Source organism: Variovorax sp. GW821-FHT10B04, from assembly GCF_059415645.1.
In genome coordinates this window covers 153,367-169,863 of sequence record NZ_JBWKNQ010000016.1, presented here as the reverse complement: position 1 = coordinate 169,863, position 16,497 = coordinate 153,367, and the positions used below count along the sequence as shown (strand labels likewise).

Genomic DNA, 16,497 nt, shown 5'->3' with positions numbered 1-16,497 from the left:
TTTGTTATTGCGAAAAGCAAAAACAATCACATCCCCCAAGCAGGCAATCAGACCCACCCGTGCGCCACGCCCGGTCCCACTACCTCGAACTGTCCAGGATCACCTCTCCTTCCTCACGCGCCAGGCCCGATATCGACAGCTCCAAGAGAACCAATAGCACATAGCTCCGATATGCGCGAATAGAAACCTATCCGCAGCACGGGGTGCCGAAATACACGACATTCAACGCAAAAAAGCCGACAAGGGATCTCTTTCATTCAACTTGGCATCGCAGTTGACTATGTGAAATCCCCTTGTTTGGAAAGCAATCAAGCCGGCTTGAAATTGAATATTCGGCTGAACGCCTTACCGTCTATGGTTCCAGTAAAACTGACTTGGTAACTGGCACCCTTGGTCAACGTGCTTTGAGGGAGAACAAAAATCTGCGCTTTAGTCAATCGCTGCTCGGGGTCATTGGTCGAATCTAGAGTCGTGGTTGCAACGCTGTTGCCCGTAGGACCAATGATGCTTCTACTCGTCAGCACCAGAACACTGCCTTCAGGCGCACGGAGATACAACGGCGTGCCGATGGCAGCGCTGCCGACGCTGGGCATGGGATTGGGTGTCTCCTTCGACGGGACGAAAGAGGCTCGCGCGGCTGTCGTGCCCTCGCATGGGTAAGTCAGGAGATCTGATTGCGTGGAATTGGAAACGTTGGACTTGACACCAATTTCCATCACCGTCACTTGGGTGAATAGATCCTTGCCTCGTTGCTCCGAATACCCCACGCCCAGGTCTGGTCGCGGCGCCAACAAAACAAGCATGTGATACACGGTCGACAGCAGAAACTCGGTGTGTGAAACCGCCCGATCTGTTGGCATCGGCGAATTGGCGACCGCAGCGTCGCTTGCCGTCACGGTCGAGTGTGCAAATGCCTCACTGACCGCGCGCGGATCGTATCCAGCTGCCTTGGTGCGCGCAGTAGGCGTCTCACCTGTGAAGCCCGTTGTCCCAGGCGTTTCGGAATGCGAGCCGGTTCTGCCATTCGAGATTTCATTGGCCAAATAGGCGCTGTGGCTGGACGCTGCCTGGTCCAGACTTGTATCCGAGGTCAGCGCGTTAAACCCGCAGCGCTGACGCTCGTTCTGCAGTGTCCGCAGCACGGCTGTGCGCAGGGCGGCCGTATCCGTTGTTCGCAGTGTCATTGCATCTGGAACAGCCTGCGTCGTAGCGGGTGCTGCGGCGCTTGCCTCCGCGTCTTCCGAGGAGGAGGCCACATCGACCTCTGACGGTGTGGACGCGGCTGCGCTGTGAGCGACGCTCGCCGAGGCGACGCTGCTGTCGCTGCCACCCCCACCTCCTCCTCCGCAAGCGACAAGGATCGCGGCTGCCGCAACGGTAAGTGCGGCGCGCAAGACGGTGTCTTGCTTCAGCGCTCGACGTTGGCTGGATGAAATCGCAAACCCGCCACCGAACAGTCCCAGATCTTTCCGTGCGGCGGAGCATGCCAGTGGCACGTCCTTGACGAAGCTCGGGGACGGTGTCTGGGTCGTGCAGCGGTTGCGTTCTGAACCGCGAAGGATAGAACCGGCGCCGGGGAAGCGACGCGAGAAAAGCGCCGCCAGCTGAACATTAAAATGCATACTAAAGTCGTCAGATTGAAGAATCCATTTGTACGACTAAAGTATTAAAAGAGATTCAACTCAAGATGTAACAGCCACCGCTTGAGGCTGCTCACCTGCGAGAAGTCGCCGGCGGTCAAGTGAGAGAACCTCAGCGTTGGGTCTCACGTAGACAGACTGGGCGGCCACGACTCGCCTTCCGGCCCCAATCAGCCGATTGCATGGGAAGCTCAAGTCAAGAGACAGCAAACGGCGCGGCGCAACAACAGGCGGCTGACCACCGCCGTTCCAGAGTCCGACACCCACGCAGGCGTCACAGCGGGCAAGGGACCCGCAGGCGGCACAACGCTGAGATCAGCGTCAGGCGTGAGGCATGGCCCTGAATGCCTCCAACTGCTCTGCCGCTGCAGAGTGCGCAGCCAACCTGGGATGTCGTTGCGGATCGATATCACCCGGCCGCAATTTCTGGGTGAAGTGCCATGCGACTGCGGCAGTGATTCCGGCCTGATCGATCGACAGCCCGGTTGCCAGCGCCGAACGCGTCATTTGCTCTTCGAGTGCCTGGTATGCCGCTGCGAGCTGCGCCTGCACGCGCTGCAGCCAGGGTGCATGCATTTTTTCGGGCGGGCGAAGCCCATGTTCGTAAACGATCTGCACCGTTTTCTCGCATGCCGCCAGTGCCAGTCCGATGATGCGAAGCGCGCGCAGTCGGTTATCGCGGCAGGCTGGCATCAGGCTGCGGCCAGCGACGGACTCCAGGTGATCGATGATCAGCGTCGAGTCCATCAGCGCCTGACCGTCGGCGCAGACGAGCGTGGGTGCCTTGACCACCGGATTGATGCGACTGAAGGCATCGAAGGTGCTGAAGACCGAAACAGGCCGATGCACGAAGGGTATGTCGAGCAGTTGCAACGTGATGGCCACGCGCCGAACGTAAGGTGAATCGAGCATGCCGATGAGTTCCATGAAAGCTTCCTGAAAAGAGGTGCACCCACCATGGGTACAGCGCATCGACGATAGAGAATCGAGCTGCGCCGGCCCATGCGTACACATCGGAATCCGGCCTGGCAAACCGATGAGTCATCGGTCGCTTTCCTGCTTTCGTGGAGCCATCGTGAAATTGGACAAGAAGGACCGGCAGATACTCGAAGCGCTGCAACTCGACGCGCGCCAGAGCCTCGCGGCGCTGGGCAAGCGCATCGGGCTGTCCCAGCCGGCGATGAGTGAGCGCGTCCGCAAGCTCGAGGAGGCTGGCGTGATCGAAGGCTACGGCGCCCGCGTGAATCTGCGAGCGATCGGCGTCGGACTGACGGCCATCATCCGGATCGAGACCACGCACGCCGGCATCAGCAAGTACATTGCGCTCTTCGAACAAATGCCCGAGGTGCTCGAGGCCGATCGAGTGACCGGCGAGGACTGCTTCATCGTGCGATGCGCGATCTCCGAGCCACAGGACCTGGAACGTGTCGTCGACGCATTGGCGCAATACGGCGCCGTCACGACCTCGCTGGTGCTGTCGAGCCCGGTGCGCAAGGTCGCAACCGTGCTTGCTGCACGCCACATGGACGCCTGAGCGCATCGGTGCATCGGACGGCAGCAGCGCTGCGGTTCGCTACAGCTGCAGCCGCTGCGCGTAGCCCGTCATCTCGAGATAGCCGCGGCCTACCCGTCGACCACCGGCATCCAGCAGTTCGCTCAGGCCTTCCCAGTAGATTGCACCGGTGGAGCTGCTGCTGTCGAGTTCCTGGTCGTCCAGAAGGGCGTTCACGGTGAAGACGCCTGCGGGCGTCTGCAGGCGCCATCGGGTCGGATAGGTCGTGTTGCTGCGCGGGCTGGTCCAGCGCCTTTCGGCTTTGAAATCCAGATCATTCGGACCGAATGTGCGCAGTCGGCCGTCCACGTTGCGCAGAGACCCGCCGAACCAGAGTGCACTGCCATCGGCTCGGCGCAGGCGGAAGGCCGTCAAGGCGCTGCCGTCGTCCAGATTCATGCCGATCCAGTCCCAGCCGACGGCCTCAGGATGCAGCAGCGCTTCACTCCATTCGTGGTCGAGCCATGCGGCGCCTCGAACGTCGAAGCGTTGACCCTGAAGGGTGATGCCGCCCTGTGCGGCCAGTTGCGGCTCGCTGTAGTAATAGCTGGCCTGCTCCGCATCGGGCCCTTTGCGCGACAGGCCGGCCTGGCCTTGCAGCAACAGCGGCTGCGTCGGCCGGAATCGAAGGTCCAGCAGAAAGCCGTCGGCGGGAAGCCGTGCGGTGTAGTTGCCGGCGCCATCGCGCTGCAGCGACCAGTCACGCAACCGCAATTCCGTGTCCTGGAGGCCTGCCTCCGCCACACCGAAACCGGCTCGGGCGATGCGCTGGTCGTGCCACAGCCGCCGTCCTTCGAGATCGGTCACAGCCGCATGCGCGAAGATCAGTTGACGCGCCGCGAAATTGGAATCCAGCGATTGCGCCGCATCGACACGCGAGCGAAAGAAGGTCAGCTGAAAGCCGAAGCTGCGGGTGCCCGCCTCCGCGTGGCCGGTGACGTACCACCATTCCGTGCGCAGATCGGGATGACTGCCGAAATCACGCGGGAAGACCAGGCTGCGAAGCGGCAGGGCATGGGCCGTCGACATCCCCCAGCCGGCCAGTGCGCCGATCAACAGCAAGCGTCGCGACATGCCTGAAGGCGGTACGACGCCCGCGTGACCCGTGCCCTGCATCACCAATCCTCCTTGACGGCAAGCACCGCGTCGCGGCCGGCGGCCGAGCGTCCGGCCAGCCAGGCCGTCAGCGTACCGGCGGCGATCACTGCAGCGCACAGTGCCGCGAGGCGCAGCCAGGGCACCAACAGGTCCATCGTCCAGTGGAAGCTCTGCGGATTGACCACGTGAACCAGCACCACCGACACCGCGAGACCCAGGCCCAGTCCGGCGATGGCGCCAATCGCCGTCCAGGCTGCGCCTTCTCCGGCGATCACCGCCAGCACCTGCGCGCGCGTGAAGCCCAGATGGGCCAGCAGGCCGAATTCCTTGCGGCGGGCCAGCACCTGTGCGCTGAAGCTGGCGGCGATGCCGAACAGCCCGATCGCGATGGCGACGGCCTGCAGCCAGTAAGTCACCGCGAAGCTGCGGTCGAAGATGCGCAGTGAGTTGGCGCGAATCTGCGCAACGGACGACAGCTCGATCGGTGCGCCATTGCCGAGCGTGCGCGCGGCCAGGTCACGCAACGCTTGCTGCACCTGCGCTTCATCCGCGCCGGCCGCCAGCCAGACCGACACGTCGCTCGCACTGCGGTCGCCCGTGAGCTTTTCGAAATCGCGCACGTCCATCGTGATGGCGCCGAACTGGCGCACGTAGTCGCGCCAAACGCCGGCCACGAAGAACGCCGGGGCAGCCTGCGACGTCGACGCGCTGGAGGGCGCCCAGGCTTCGGCCAGCGGCTGGAATGCTTGACCCGGCCGCGCGCCGTATAGATCGACCATGGCTTCGCTCACGTAGATGCCGATGCTTCCTGCGGGGATCGGGACGGGCACGCCGACCAGCGGCAGCGCGCGGCCCGGATCGCCGTCCATGCTGCGCGCGATCAGTGCGACCGCCGGACGCGTCGGATCGAGCGTCAGCAGGCGCAGTCGCAGGGTGCCGGTGCGTGCCACGCCGGTCAACTGCGCGACGGACTGGACGAAGGCCGGCGTGAAGGCCGCGTCGTCGTCACCGCTTCCGCTGCCGGCCACGCGCAGGTAGAGGTCGGCCGGCAGTACGACGTCGAGCCAGTGCGTGACCGAGTCGCGGAAGCTCGCCACCATCACCGTCAGTGCCACCGCGAGACTGAGGCTGGCCACCACGCCGCTGACCGCCACGGCGGCCGTGCCCCGCATGCGGCGTGCGCGTTCGATGGCGAGCAGCGGCAGCAGGCGCATGGCGAACCATGGCGCCATGCGGTCGTAAAGCAACGCGATGAGCCACGGCAACGCCGTGATGCCGCCGACCAGCAGGCAGCCAACGGACAGATAGGCGGCGATGGGAATGTCGAACACCGGCGGCGCCGTGGCGAGTGCGACGCTCGCCAGCAGCAGGGCGATCGGCAGCCGGTAGCCGCCTTGCGTGTGCGCCATCGCGCCCAGGCCTTTGAGCGTCTGCGCTTCCGGCAGTGCCTGCGCGGCGCGTGCCGGCCACCAGCCACCGACCAGCGCCGCTGCCACGCCCAGTGCACCGTAGAGCAGTGCAGCGGGTGTGTTCCATTGCAGGCGCGGCGCAACGCCGGCGAAGTAGCCGCCGCCGAGATCGCCGCCGAGTACCCGCAGCGCAATCGCTGCCAGCGCCGTGCCGAGCGCGATGCCGGCCAGGCTGCCGACCGACCCGAGCACCAGCGATTCGGTCAGCACGAGGCGCAGCCGCTCACGTGGCGTCAGGCCCAGCACGCCCAGCAAGGCGAACTGCTGCGCACGCTTGGCGACGCTCAGCGCGAGCACGGAGAACACCAGAAAGGCGCCGGTGAACAGCGCGACCAATGCCAGCACCGTGAGGTTCACCCGGTAGGCGCGCGACAGGTTGCTGACCCGTTCCGCCGCATCGCCAGGCTCGGCGACCTGCACGTGCACGGGCCAGTCGGCGGACGTCTTCAATGAGCGCACGAAGGCTGCGCGGTCGGTGCCCGGCGCCAGCCGCAGGTCGATGCGCGTGAGCTGTCCGCGCAGCCCGAGCAGGTCCTGCGCAGCGCCGATGTCCATCACGGCCAGCGCGGTCCCGCTCGCGGCAACGCTGCCTGCAATGTCGACCGTCTGGCGTCGTGTGCCGATCAGCAGTTCGACCTGCCGAGCCGAAGCGCCGATCGCCGATCGGGCTGCCGCGTTGACGAAGAGTTGGCGCGGCGCGAACAGCGCGAAGCGCGCGGCGCCCTTTTCGGGCACCGGCATCAGCGCCGGCGCGATGGTCGGCAGCACCAGCGCGTCCACGCCGATCACGCGCAACGCGACTCGGCTACCGTCGACGAGGATTGCCGCTTGCGTTTCCACCACCGGGCTCGCCAGCGCCGCCTGCGGGTGCCGGGCGACCCGCGCGAACAGCGCTTCGTCGAAGCCGCCTTGCGCTGCGCGCAATTCAAGATCCGGCTGCCCGTTCACGGCACGCACGGCGCTCGAAAACTCGTCGAGTGCCGATGCGTTGATCAGGTGGACCGAGAAGGCCAGCGCAACGCCCAGCATCACAGCGATGACCGCGGCCGCATTGCGCCAGGGATGGTGCCGCAGCTCCTGCCAGGAAAAAGTGGTGAGCAGGGCGCGCATGTCTCGATTGTGCCGGTGCCTCGCGCTAAGCTTTGCGCATGCAGGCACTTCCTACCTACGACGACGTCATCGCCGCGGCCGCGCGGCTCCAGGGCCAGGCCCACCGCACGCCGGTGCTGCGATCCAGCACGGCCGACACGCGCTGGGGCGCGCAGTTCTTCTTCAAATGCGAAAACTTCCAGCGCATGGGCGCCTTCAAGTTTCGCGGCGCGTTCAATGCACTGTCGAAGTTCGATGCGGCGCAGCGCAGCGCCGGCGCCATCGCGTTTTCATCCGGCAACCATGCGCAGGCCGTGGCGCTGTCCGCGCGCCTGCTGGGCATGCCCGCCGTGATCGTGATGCCGAAGGACGCTCCCGCCGCCAAGCTGGCCGCGACCCGAGGCTACGGCGCCGAGGTCGTGCTGTACGACCGCTTCACCGAAGACCGCGAGGCACTCACGCAACGGCTCGCGACGGAGCGTGGCATGACGCTGATACCGCCGTACGACCATCCGGATGTGATTGCCGGGCAGGGTACCGCGGCGAAAGAGCTTTTCGAGGAGGTCGGCGCACTCGATGCGTTGTTCGTCTGCCTCGGCGGCGGTGGATTGACCGGCGGCTCGGCGCTGGCTGCACGTGCGCTGTCGCCGCAGTGCAAGGTCTTCGGTGTCGAACCCGAGGCCGGCAACGACGGCCAGCAGTCGCTGCGCGCGGGCCGCATCGTGCACATCGAGACACCCAAGACCATCGCCGATGGTGCGCAGACGCAGCATCTGGGTCAGTACACCTTCGGCATCATCCAGCGCGACGTCGACGACATCGTCACGGTGACCGATGCGCAACTGGTCGATGGCATGCGCTTCTTCGCCGAACGCATGAAGATGGTGGTCGAGCCGACCGGCTGCCTGGCCTTCGCGGGCGCGTGTGCCGCGGCCACTGCGGGCGGGTTGCACGGGGCACGTGTCGGCGTGATCGTCAGCGGCGGCAACGTCGACCTGGCGCGCTACGCGGATCTGCTGCGCGGCGAGTGACCACGGCGCGCGACCGCACCTGCTTCAGCTCAGCAGCGAGGCCAGTCCCAAGGCCAGGCCGTTGAATGCCGCATGCGCGAGCATCGACCACCTGAGGCCCATGCGGATGCAGAGATAAGCCAGCCCATACCCCACGAGGAGTTGGGGCAGTACCAGCGCCAGGGCACCGACTGGCAAGCCGGTCATGCCCCGCCAGTTGAGCAGGTGGACGGCCGCGAATGCAACGGTGGACAGGTGCACCCACAGTGCGCGATGCCGCACCAGGACGCGGCCGACGCGAGGCAGCAGCTTCTTGCGACGACGGCGCTGCAGCAGCGACAGCAGCGTGACGGCGCTCAGCACGATCCACAGGCCTGCAAGCGACCAGGGCCATGCGCTGCGTGAGGCCAACCACAGTGCCAGCCCCCACACGACGAGGAGCGCCATGAGCGCATGGCGCAGCCCGCTGCGGAAGACGATCTCCTCGATCACCGGCGACAGCAGGCCCGCAATGACCCAGTCGCGCCAGCCCACGCCGTGCGACGCCACACCCATGTAGATCATCTGCCTTGCAAAGCCCAGCCGCTCGGTCACGACATTCACCGTGAGCGCGCTCGCCATCATCAGCAGCACCACCATGGCCCACCGGCTCCAGAGCTGGCGCGGCGAGTGCAGCGTGGTGGTCGGAAGGCCATGCCGGAGCAGCGTGGCGATCTCTCGCAGCACGCTGTTCGCGAGCTCACGCATGGCGAATGCCGGTCACCGTGAGATGCAGCACGCGGTCCGCGCGCGCGGCTGCGGCTTCCGAGTGCGTGACCAGCACGAGCGACGCCCCGTGCTCGCGCGTCTGCGCGAGCAGCACGTCCATCACCTTCGCTGCAGTCGTGGGATCGAGATTGCCGGTCGGTTCGTCGGCCAGCAGCAATGCCGGCCGATGCACCAATGCACGCGCGATCGCCACGCGCTGCAACTGTCCGCCGCTCAGCTGCTGCGGCAGCCGGGCACCGAGCCCCGAAAGGCCGACCACCTCCAGCATCTGCGCCACGCGGGCAGGATCGCGTTGCCCCAGCAACATCAGCGGCAACGCGACGTTCTGCGCCACATCCAGATGCGGCAGCACGTGGAAGGCCTGAAACACGAAGCCGACCTGCCGCCGACGCCACAGCGCACGCGCCTCGGCGTCCAGTGCACCGATGTCGACGCCGTCATGCATCACGCTGCCACTGTCCCAACTGTCGAGCCCGGCCATGCAGTTGAGCAGCGTCGACTTGCCGACCCCCGATTCACCGACGATCGCGACGAACTCGCCGTCCGCGACGTCCAGCGTGACCTGCGAGAACACGGTGCTGTCGCCGTATCGCTTGCCGAGATCGCGCAACGCCAGCGTCATGCGACCGCCATCAGCCGTTCCACCACCTGCGCCGTGGCATCGGGCGCTTCCGCCGCGACGACCTGGCGTTGCGGCATGCTGCGCAGCCAGGTGATCTGCCGCTTGGCGAGCTGGCGCGTGGCCGCGATGCCGCGTTCACGCAACGAAGGCAAGGGCTCGCCGGTGTCGAGTGCCTCCCAGGTCTGGCGGTAGCCGACGCAGCGCATCGATGGGAGGTCGGGCGCCAGGTCGCCGCGTGCACGCAATGCCTCGACTTCCGCGATCAGTCCGGCGGCGAGCATGTCGTCGAAGCGCTGCGCGATGCGCGCATGCAGCCAGCTTCGCTCGGTCGGCTCCAGCGATACGAAGGCTGCGGGCAGCAGGCCGCGTCCGCTGCGTGTCGCATCGTCGGCATGGAAGCTCGACAGTGGCCGGCCGCTGGTGTGCCAGACCTCCAGCGCGCGTTGCAGGCGCTGGCTGTCGTTGGGTGCGAGCCGGGCCGCGGTCACCGGATCGACCTCGGCCAGCCGTGCGTGCATGGCCGGCCAGCCCTGTGCGGCTGCTTCGGCTTCGATCAAGGCGCGCACCGCCGGATCGGCGGGCGGCATCGCGTCGATGCCATCGAACAGCGCCTTGAAGTACAGCATCGTGCCGCCGACCAGCAGCGGCAGGCGCCCGCGCGCGGCGATCTCGCCGATCAGCCGGGTCGCGTCCGCCACGAAGGCGGCGGCGCTGTAGTTGTCGAGCGGGTCGCGGATGTCGATCAGGTGGTGCGGCACCTCGGCCTGTTCGGCCGCCGTGGGCTTGGCGGTGCCGATGTCCATGCCGCGGTAGACGAGCGCCGAATCGACGCTCACGATCTCGACCGGCCTGCGCCGTGCCAATGCCAGCGCGGCGGCCGTCTTGCCCGAGGCGGTCGGCCCGGCCAGCGCCACATACCTGAGCTCAGCCGCCACGCGGTTCTCCATATTTCCAGACCAGCGTCCAGGCGATCAGCGCGATGCAGATGCACCAGAACCACATGCCCATCGTCAGGGGCAGCACCGTGCCGTCGATGTGCGTACCCAGCCAGCCACCGACACCGAAGGCGGCCAGCATCATCACGAAACCATTGAGCGCCGACGCGGCGCCAGCGGCTCTCGGAAACGGGCCCACCGCGCCGCTCTGGCCGCACGGTTGATGCACGCCGTGCGCCAGCATCACCAGCGTGAGCGGCACGAGGATGGCCGCGACGGACTGCACGCCGGCGAGCGCCAGGCCGCCCATCACGGAGCCGCCGGTCAACGAGAGCACGGCGGCGCGTGCCACGCTGCGCCGCACGCCGTAGCGCGGCAGCCAGCGCCGGCAGAGCATGGTGCCGGCCACATAGGCCATCGAATTCCAGAGCATCACCAGGCCGTACTGTGTCTTGCTCAGGCCCAGCACCTGGATGAAGACGAAGGACGAGGCCGCCAGGAAGGTGAACAGCACGCTGTACGACGCCGTGGTGAGCGCGCAGAACGCGAGAAAGGTCGGGTTGCGCAGCACCAGCGCCCAGGTACGCAACAACGTGCCGGCGCGCAGCGCCTGCGGGTTGCGGCTCGCCAGTGTCTCGTCGAAACGGAGCGCGATCAGCCCGAGCGTGACGGCGCCGAAGAGCGCGGGCACCAGCAGCGCGATGCGCCAGTTGAACAGGTCCGACACCAGCCCGCCCAGCGGTGCACAGACGCAGGCGATGGCGCCCAGCCCGGTGAGCGCCCGCGACATGACCCGTGCACCTTCCACCGGCTGGTAGAGGTCGCGCACGACCGCGCGCGCGGCCATCACTGCGGCGCCCATCGCGGCTCCCTGCAACGTGCGCCAGACGATCAGCAGCCCCATCGACGGCGCCGTCGCACCGCCGATGGCCGCGATGACGTAGGCCGAGAGTCCCCAGAGCAATACGGGTCGACGGCCGAAGCGGTCCGACAGCGGCCCGAGCACCAGTTGCGCGCAGCCGAAAGCGAGCAGCAGCGCGGACAGCGTGAGCTGCGCGTCCGCCACGCGTGCGCCGAATCCGGTTGTCAGCGCAGGCAGCGCCGGGAGATAGAGATCGGTGGTGATGGGCTGGATGCCGAGCAGCAGCGCCAGCGTGACCACCACGAGGGCGGGCGACATCCGCGAAGACAGCGGCACGGAGGAGACAACGGCCGGAGCGGACGAGGGCGACATAAGCGCCCGAGGTTAACAAATGTGTGTGCGGCAAGCGCCGCCGTGCGGATTCGCCGGCGTGTCAGCTGGCGTGCTGCGGTGCCGCGACTGCCGCGTTCGTGGGCTGCGTCGGCTGCATGCGGAAGAGCTGCGAGAGCGCCGCGCGGTACTGCGCCTCGCCGATCGAGTTCGTGTTGTGGTGCGAGCCGCCTTCGACCAGCACGAACATCTTCGGCACGGTGGCTGCGTCGTACAGCTTGCGGCCGAGCGTCGGGTTGATCAGGCTGTCGGCCGTTCCATGCACCACCAGCAGCGGCGAGCCGATGTCCTTGACCTTGCGGATCGCCTCGAAGCGCTGCGTGATCAGCGCGTTGAACGGCAGCCAGCCCCATTTGAAGCTGTTGGCCACGTCGGCGATCGAGGTGAAGGTGCTTTCGACGATCGTGCCGCTCTCGTCGTTGACGTGCGCTGCGAGGTCGATGCCGATCGCGCCGCCGAGCGAATGGCCGAAGATGTAACGAGGTTGATTCGGATGGTGGGCCGCGAGCCAGCTCCAGGCTGCGCGAGCATCTTCGCGTGCCGTGTCTTCGGACGGCAGCGCCTTGGTGCTCTTGCCGAAACCGCGGTAATCGATCGCCAGCACGGAAAAGCCAAGTTCATGCATGCGCCGGATGCGTGGCGCCGAACCGGCCACGTTGTAGCGGGCGCCATGCAGGAAGAGCATGACAGGGGTGTCGGGCGAATCGGGTGCGCCACCCAGCCAGAGGCCATGCAGGCGCGCCGGCTGGCCGCTCACGGAAGACTGGAAATTGATCCAGACGTGTTCCATTCCTTCGGTCATGGCGGCGGAATTGCCCCAGCTCACGTCACTGGGCTGGAAGATCCATTCGCGTTGCCGCTCGTCGAGGGTGGAGCAACCGCCCGCCAGCAGGGCCGCGAGCATGGCGACAGAAGCGATGATGGACCAGCGTTTCATGTGGAGGACAGACAGCCGCCTGAGGCGAAAGTTCAATCGTGAGGTACATGCAACGTGCGTGCCTGTTCTTCCGATGACCATCGGAAACCCTGATTCAGAGGGCGCCTGAAACCGGTTAGCGGCCCCGCAGGAACAGCGCGTCGAGCTCGCGGATCGACAGCTGGCGCCAGGTCGGCCGGCCGTGGTTGCACTGGTCGGAGCGCTCCGTGGCCTCCATCTGGCGCAGCAGCGCATTCATCTCGTCGACCGTGAGCTTGCGGTTGGCGCGCACGGCGCCATGGCAGGCCATGGTCGACAGCAGCTCGTTCTGCGCGCGCTGCACCACGGTGCTGGCGTCGTGCTGGGCCAGCTCCGCGAGCACGCTGCGCGCGAGTTCGACCGGGTCGCCATCGGCCAACGTGCCGGGCACCGCGCGCACCGCAAGGGTGCGCGGCGAAAAGGGGCTGATTTCGAGACCCAGTGCCGGCAACACGTCGACGCAGGCCTCGGCCGTCGCGACTTCCTGCGGCGTTGCGGCGAACGTGGCCGGAATCAGCAAGGGCTGGCTGGTGATCGAGGCGCCTTCGAGTTGCGTCTTGAGCCGCTCGTAGACGATGCGCTCATGCGCGGCATGCATGTCGACGACGATCAGCCCCTGGGCGTTCTCGGCCAGGATGTAGATGCCCTGCAGTTGCGCGAGCGCGCGGCCGAGCGGCCAGATCGCCGCATCCTGTGGCGTGCTCGCTTCCGTTGCATCCGCCTGCGCTGCCTCGGATGCGGGTGATGCAGAACCGCTTTCCGGGGCAGGTCGGCTGGCGTCGGCCGGCGCCGGTGCAATCCACGCGCTTTCGGCGGGAGCTGGCCGAACGGCGCTGGCCGACGGCCACATCGCGGCCTGATCGCCCGGTCCACGCTCCGACGCGAAATTCATCGACGGCTGGGCCCAGCGCGGCATGGCGGCGGGCGGCGGCGCGATCGGCTTGAAGAACGGCGTGCCGGGCGCGGCCACGGCATCGCCTGCGCGCGGTGCGGCCAGCGCATCCTCCACCGCGTGGCGGACGGCCTGGTGGACCTCGCGGCCATCGCGGAAGCGCACTTCGATCTTGGTCGGATGCACGTTGACGTCGACCCGTGCCGGATCGATGTCCAGGTACAGCGCATACACCGGCTGGCGCTGGCCGTGAAGCACGTCTTCGTAAGCGCTGCGCACCGCGTGCGCGAGCACCTTGTCGCGCACGAAGCGGCCATTCACGTAGAAGAACTGCTGGTCGGCCCGCGAGCGCGCCGCATCCGGGATGCCGGCGCGGCCGACCACCCGAACCGGGCCTTCGAGGCGCTCGACAGCGACGCTCTGTGTCACGAAATCGTCGCTGAGCGCATCCGCCAGCCGCTGGTCGCGGTCGGCGGCGGCGCGCCATTGCTCGACCAGCCGGCCGTCGTGCCACACGGCAAAGCCGACGTCGGGCCGCGCGAGCGCGTGGCGGCGCACCGCCTCGACGCAGTGCGCGAGTTCGGTGGCGTCGGTCTTCAGGAACTTGCGGCGTGCCGGCGTCGCGAAGAAGAGCTCTCGCACCTCGACCGTGGTGCCGGTCGCGCGCGCGATCTGCCGCAGTTCGCCGGTGCGGCCGTCCAGCGCATAAGCGGCGTCGGCGCCACCGGCGCGCGACTGCAGCGACAGCTCGGCGATCGAGTTGACGGCGGCCAGCGCTTCGCCGCGGAAGCCCATGGTGCCGACGGTTTCGAGTTCGTTCAGGCTCGCGATCTTGCTGGTCGCGTGGCGCCGGAGCGCCACCGTGAGTTCGTCGCGCGGAATGCCCGCGCCATCGTCTTCCACCGAGATCAGGCGCACGCCGCCGGCCGACAGCCGAACGGTGACTTGCCGCGCGCCGGCGTCGAGCGCGTTGTCGAGCAGTTCGCGCACCACCGACGCGGGCCGCTCGACGACTTCGCCGGCCGCGATCTGGCTGATCAGTTCGTCGGGGAGTTCGCGGATCGGGCGGCGCGCAGCAGGCGCCAGGGACGGGGAGGAGGGGAGTGCGCTCACCGAGCCATTTTAGGAGCGCGGATGTCGCTCGTGCCGAGGCGCTCGGCCTGTCACCCTACCGCGCTCGCAGGGTGTGCGAAGGCGATTCGCCGAAGCGCCGCCGGTAATCGGTCGAGAACCGGCCCGCATGCAGGAAGCCGTAGCGCGCGGCCACCTGGGCGACCTGCAGTGCGTCGCCTTCCGACGCTGCGCGCAGTTCGGCGCGGATGCGGTCGAGGCGCGCGTTGCGCAGGAACTCCATCGGACTCTGCCCGCCGTGCGCGCGGAAGGCCGCCTGCAGCGCACGCGCGCTCACGCCGACGTGGCTGCAGAGGTCGGCCAGCGTCACGACCGAATCGAGCCGTGCCGCCATGTACTCCTGCGCACGCCGCACCGCACGCGGCAGCAGCGCCCGGCGCGGGTTGTCCTGGAGCGCGGCTGCATGGTTGTGCGGCGTGCACAGCAGCAGGCTGGACATCAGGTAGCTCTCGGCCTGGTCGGCCAGCAGGCTGCCGCAGAAGCCGTCGCCCTGTTCCATCGACTCGCGCAGGCACTGGATGAAGCTCAGCAGCGGCGCGAGCGCGGGTGTGTCGAGCCGCACCGCCAGGTCGAACACCAGCGGCTGGCCGATGGTGCGCTGCGCGAGCTGCTCCAGCTGGGTCTGCATCACGGTGCGCGAGAGCTTGAGGATCAAGTGTGGGCTGTCGTCGGCCCAGTGCATCGAAAGCGGCTCGGTCGGCGAGGGCAGCGACGCGGTGCGCACGTCGGCGCGCATCTGTTGCGTGCCGCAGCGCACCTCGGCACCGCCACGCAGCGGAATCTGCAGCAGGAAGAAGTCCTTGAGATAGCCCGGCCGAATGTCCACTGCCGGCCCGTACTGCACGTAGTTGAGGCTGGCGCCGTCGTTCAGCCGCGCGCTGTGGTGCCGCGCGTCGAGCCGGCGGCGCGGCTGCGAGGTCGACAGCTCATGCGGGCAGAACACGCGGCCGACGAAGTCCCGCGCCTCGTCCAGGTCGTGGCTGTCGAACAGGCGAAAGCGTTCGAGAGGCAGACGGGCCGGGGCGCTGAGAGCGATGTCCATGGCGTTCAACCTTGTTGCTGATAAACGAAAAGAGCACGGGAGACCTGCCCGGAAGACAAGCAAAGAGCACGCCCGCCGGGGCCCTGGCGCGACCGGCCACGCAAACATGCGCGGCGCGGACAGCGGCTGCGTTTCACGGACAGCGTCGGGGTGTTGCGACTTCTATTCTTTTCCCCGGTGCCTGGCAATTCAGGCCTGCACCGATTCATTCATCCAGCAGAAGGAGCAGACCGTGTTCAATGGATTCGAAGGCATGCGGGGGCGAAGCGCCATCGTCACCGGCGGCGCGACGCTGATCGGCCAGGGCGTGGTCCGTGCGCTGCACCGCGCCGGCGTGAAGGTGATGGTGGCGGACATCGATGCCGCGGGCGGCCAGGCGCTGGCCGACAGCCTCGGCGAGGGCGTGCTGTTCAAGGCCACCGACATCACCGACGACGCACAGATCGCGGCTTGCGTGGCCGAGGCGGCCGAGCGGCACGGCGGCATCGACTGCCTCGTCAACCTGGCTTGCTCCTATCTCGACCAGGGCATCGATTCGCCGCGCGCCGACTGGCAGGCGGCGCTCGACGTCAACGTGATCGGCGCAGTGGCGATGCTGCAGGCCGTGCGGCCGCACTTCCAGAAGGCCGGCGGCGGTGCGGTCGTGAACTTCACCAGCATCTCGTCGGGCGTGGCGCAGACCGGCCGCTGGCTCTACCCGGTGAGCAAGGCCGCGATGGTGCAGCTCACGCGCTGCATGGCGATGGACCTCGCCACCGAAGGCGTGCGCGTCAACAGCGTGTCGCCCGGCTGGACCTGGTCGGCCATCATGAACCAGCTCACCGAAGGCGACCGCGCCAAGACCGATCGCGTGGCCGCGCCCTTCCACATGCTGCGCCGCGTCGGCGACCCGGACGAGGTGGCGAACGTCGTGCTCTTCCTGTGCTCCGACCTCGCCAGCTTCGTGACCGGTGCCGACTACGCCTGCGACGGCGGCTACTCGGCCATGGGGCCGGAGTCGCACGAGCCGGCCATTCCCAAGCTCATGGCATGAAGGGGTACG

General features: G+C 67.3%; 14 protein-coding genes. 3 read left to right on the top strand and 11 right to left on the bottom strand.

The window, feature by feature from the left end:
- Window positions 1-308: 308 nt before the first annotated feature.
- Together AC07PZ_RS29245 and AC07PZ_RS29240 are read right to left on the bottom strand one after the other, a co-directional pair.
- Window positions 309-1,622, bottom strand: a complete 1,314-nt coding sequence (locus tag AC07PZ_RS29245) for a CAP domain-containing protein (protein WP_495298683.1) — start codon at window positions 1,620-1,622, stop codon at window positions 309-311.
- A 339-nt stretch (window positions 1,623-1,961) separates the two neighbouring features.
- On the bottom strand, window positions 1,962-2,567 hold the full coding sequence (locus tag AC07PZ_RS29240; protein ID WP_495298682.1) for a glutathione S-transferase: 606 nt from the start codon (window positions 2,565-2,567) through the stop codon (window positions 1,962-1,964).
- Between the two features lie 148 nt (window positions 2,568-2,715).
- On the opposite strand from AC07PZ_RS29240, the gene AC07PZ_RS29235 reads away from it, so the two are divergent.
- Window positions 2,716-3,174: an Lrp/AsnC family transcriptional regulator gene (locus AC07PZ_RS29235; protein ID WP_495298681.1), complete on the top strand. Its 459-nt coding sequence runs from the start codon at window positions 2,716-2,718 to the stop codon at window positions 3,172-3,174.
- A gap of 39 nt (window positions 3,175-3,213) precedes the next feature.
- Here AC07PZ_RS29235 and AC07PZ_RS29230 read toward each other — a convergent pair whose 3' ends face one another.
- Both AC07PZ_RS29230 and AC07PZ_RS29225 read right to left on the bottom strand, forming a co-directional pair.
- Entirely contained in the window at window positions 3,214-4,266 is a 1,053-nt protein-coding gene (locus tag AC07PZ_RS29230) for a lipocalin-like domain-containing protein (protein WP_495298680.1), read from the bottom strand.
- 41 nt (window positions 4,267-4,307) lie between these two features.
- Window positions 4,308-6,869, bottom strand: coding sequence for an ABC transporter permease (locus AC07PZ_RS29225; RefSeq protein ID WP_495298679.1), 2,562 nt, complete (start codon window positions 6,867-6,869; stop codon window positions 4,308-4,310).
- Window positions 6,870-6,907: 38 nt separating this feature from the next.
- Here AC07PZ_RS29225 and AC07PZ_RS29220 point away from each other — a divergent pair, with 38 nt between their 5' ends.
- Window positions 6,908-7,879, top strand: a complete 972-nt coding sequence (locus AC07PZ_RS29220) for a threo-3-hydroxy-L-aspartate ammonia-lyase (RefSeq protein ID WP_495298678.1) — start codon at window positions 6,908-6,910, stop codon at window positions 7,877-7,879.
- 24 nt (window positions 7,880-7,903) lie between these two features.
- Here the strand turns inward: AC07PZ_RS29220 and AC07PZ_RS29215 are convergent, their stop codons facing one another.
- The 7 genes from AC07PZ_RS29215 to AC07PZ_RS29185 all read right to left on the bottom strand — a co-directional run bounded on the left by AC07PZ_RS29215 (window position 7,904) and on the right by AC07PZ_RS29185 (window position 15,455).
- A complete protein-coding gene (locus AC07PZ_RS29215) occupies window positions 7,904-8,605 on the bottom strand; it encodes a CPBP family glutamic-type intramembrane protease (protein ID WP_495298677.1) in 702 nt (233 codons plus the stop codon).
- Window positions 8,598-9,248: an ABC transporter ATP-binding protein gene (locus tag AC07PZ_RS29210; protein WP_495298676.1), complete on the bottom strand. Its 651-nt coding sequence runs from the start codon at window positions 9,246-9,248 to the stop codon at window positions 8,598-8,600. The genes AC07PZ_RS29215 and AC07PZ_RS29210 overlap by 8 nt, the downstream gene beginning before the upstream one ends.
- A complete protein-coding gene (gene miaA, locus AC07PZ_RS29205) occupies window positions 9,245-10,183 on the bottom strand; it encodes a tRNA (adenosine(37)-N6)-dimethylallyltransferase MiaA (RefSeq protein WP_495298675.1) in 939 nt (312 codons plus the stop codon). The genes AC07PZ_RS29210 and miaA overlap by 4 nt, the downstream gene beginning before the upstream one ends.
- Window positions 10,173-11,417, bottom strand: coding sequence for a multidrug effflux MFS transporter (locus AC07PZ_RS29200; RefSeq protein WP_495298674.1), 1,245 nt, complete (start codon window positions 11,415-11,417; stop codon window positions 10,173-10,175). Before AC07PZ_RS29200 ends, miaA begins: the two co-directional genes overlap by 11 nt.
- 61 nt (window positions 11,418-11,478) lie before the next feature.
- Complete coding sequence (locus AC07PZ_RS29195; RefSeq protein WP_495298673.1) at window positions 11,479-12,372, bottom strand: alpha/beta hydrolase; 894 nt, start codon at window positions 12,370-12,372, stop codon at window positions 11,479-11,481.
- 115 nt (window positions 12,373-12,487) lie between these two features.
- On the bottom strand, window positions 12,488-14,395 hold the full coding sequence (gene mutL, locus AC07PZ_RS29190) for a DNA mismatch repair endonuclease MutL (RefSeq protein WP_495298672.1): 1,908 nt from the start codon (window positions 14,393-14,395) through the stop codon (window positions 12,488-12,490).
- A gap of 55 nt (window positions 14,396-14,450) precedes the next feature.
- Window positions 14,451-15,455 carry an AraC family transcriptional regulator gene (locus AC07PZ_RS29185; RefSeq protein WP_495298671.1) on the bottom strand — a complete coding sequence of 335 codons (1,005 nt, stop codon included), beginning with the start codon at window positions 15,453-15,455 and terminating at the stop codon, window positions 14,451-14,453.
- 253 nt (window positions 15,456-15,708) lie between these two features.
- On the opposite strand from AC07PZ_RS29185, the gene AC07PZ_RS29180 reads away from it, so the two are divergent.
- Window positions 15,709-16,488 carry an SDR family oxidoreductase gene (locus AC07PZ_RS29180; RefSeq protein ID WP_495298688.1) on the top strand — a complete coding sequence of 260 codons (780 nt, stop codon included), beginning with the start codon at window positions 15,709-15,711 and terminating at the stop codon, window positions 16,486-16,488.
- Window positions 16,489-16,497: the final 9 nt, after the last annotated feature.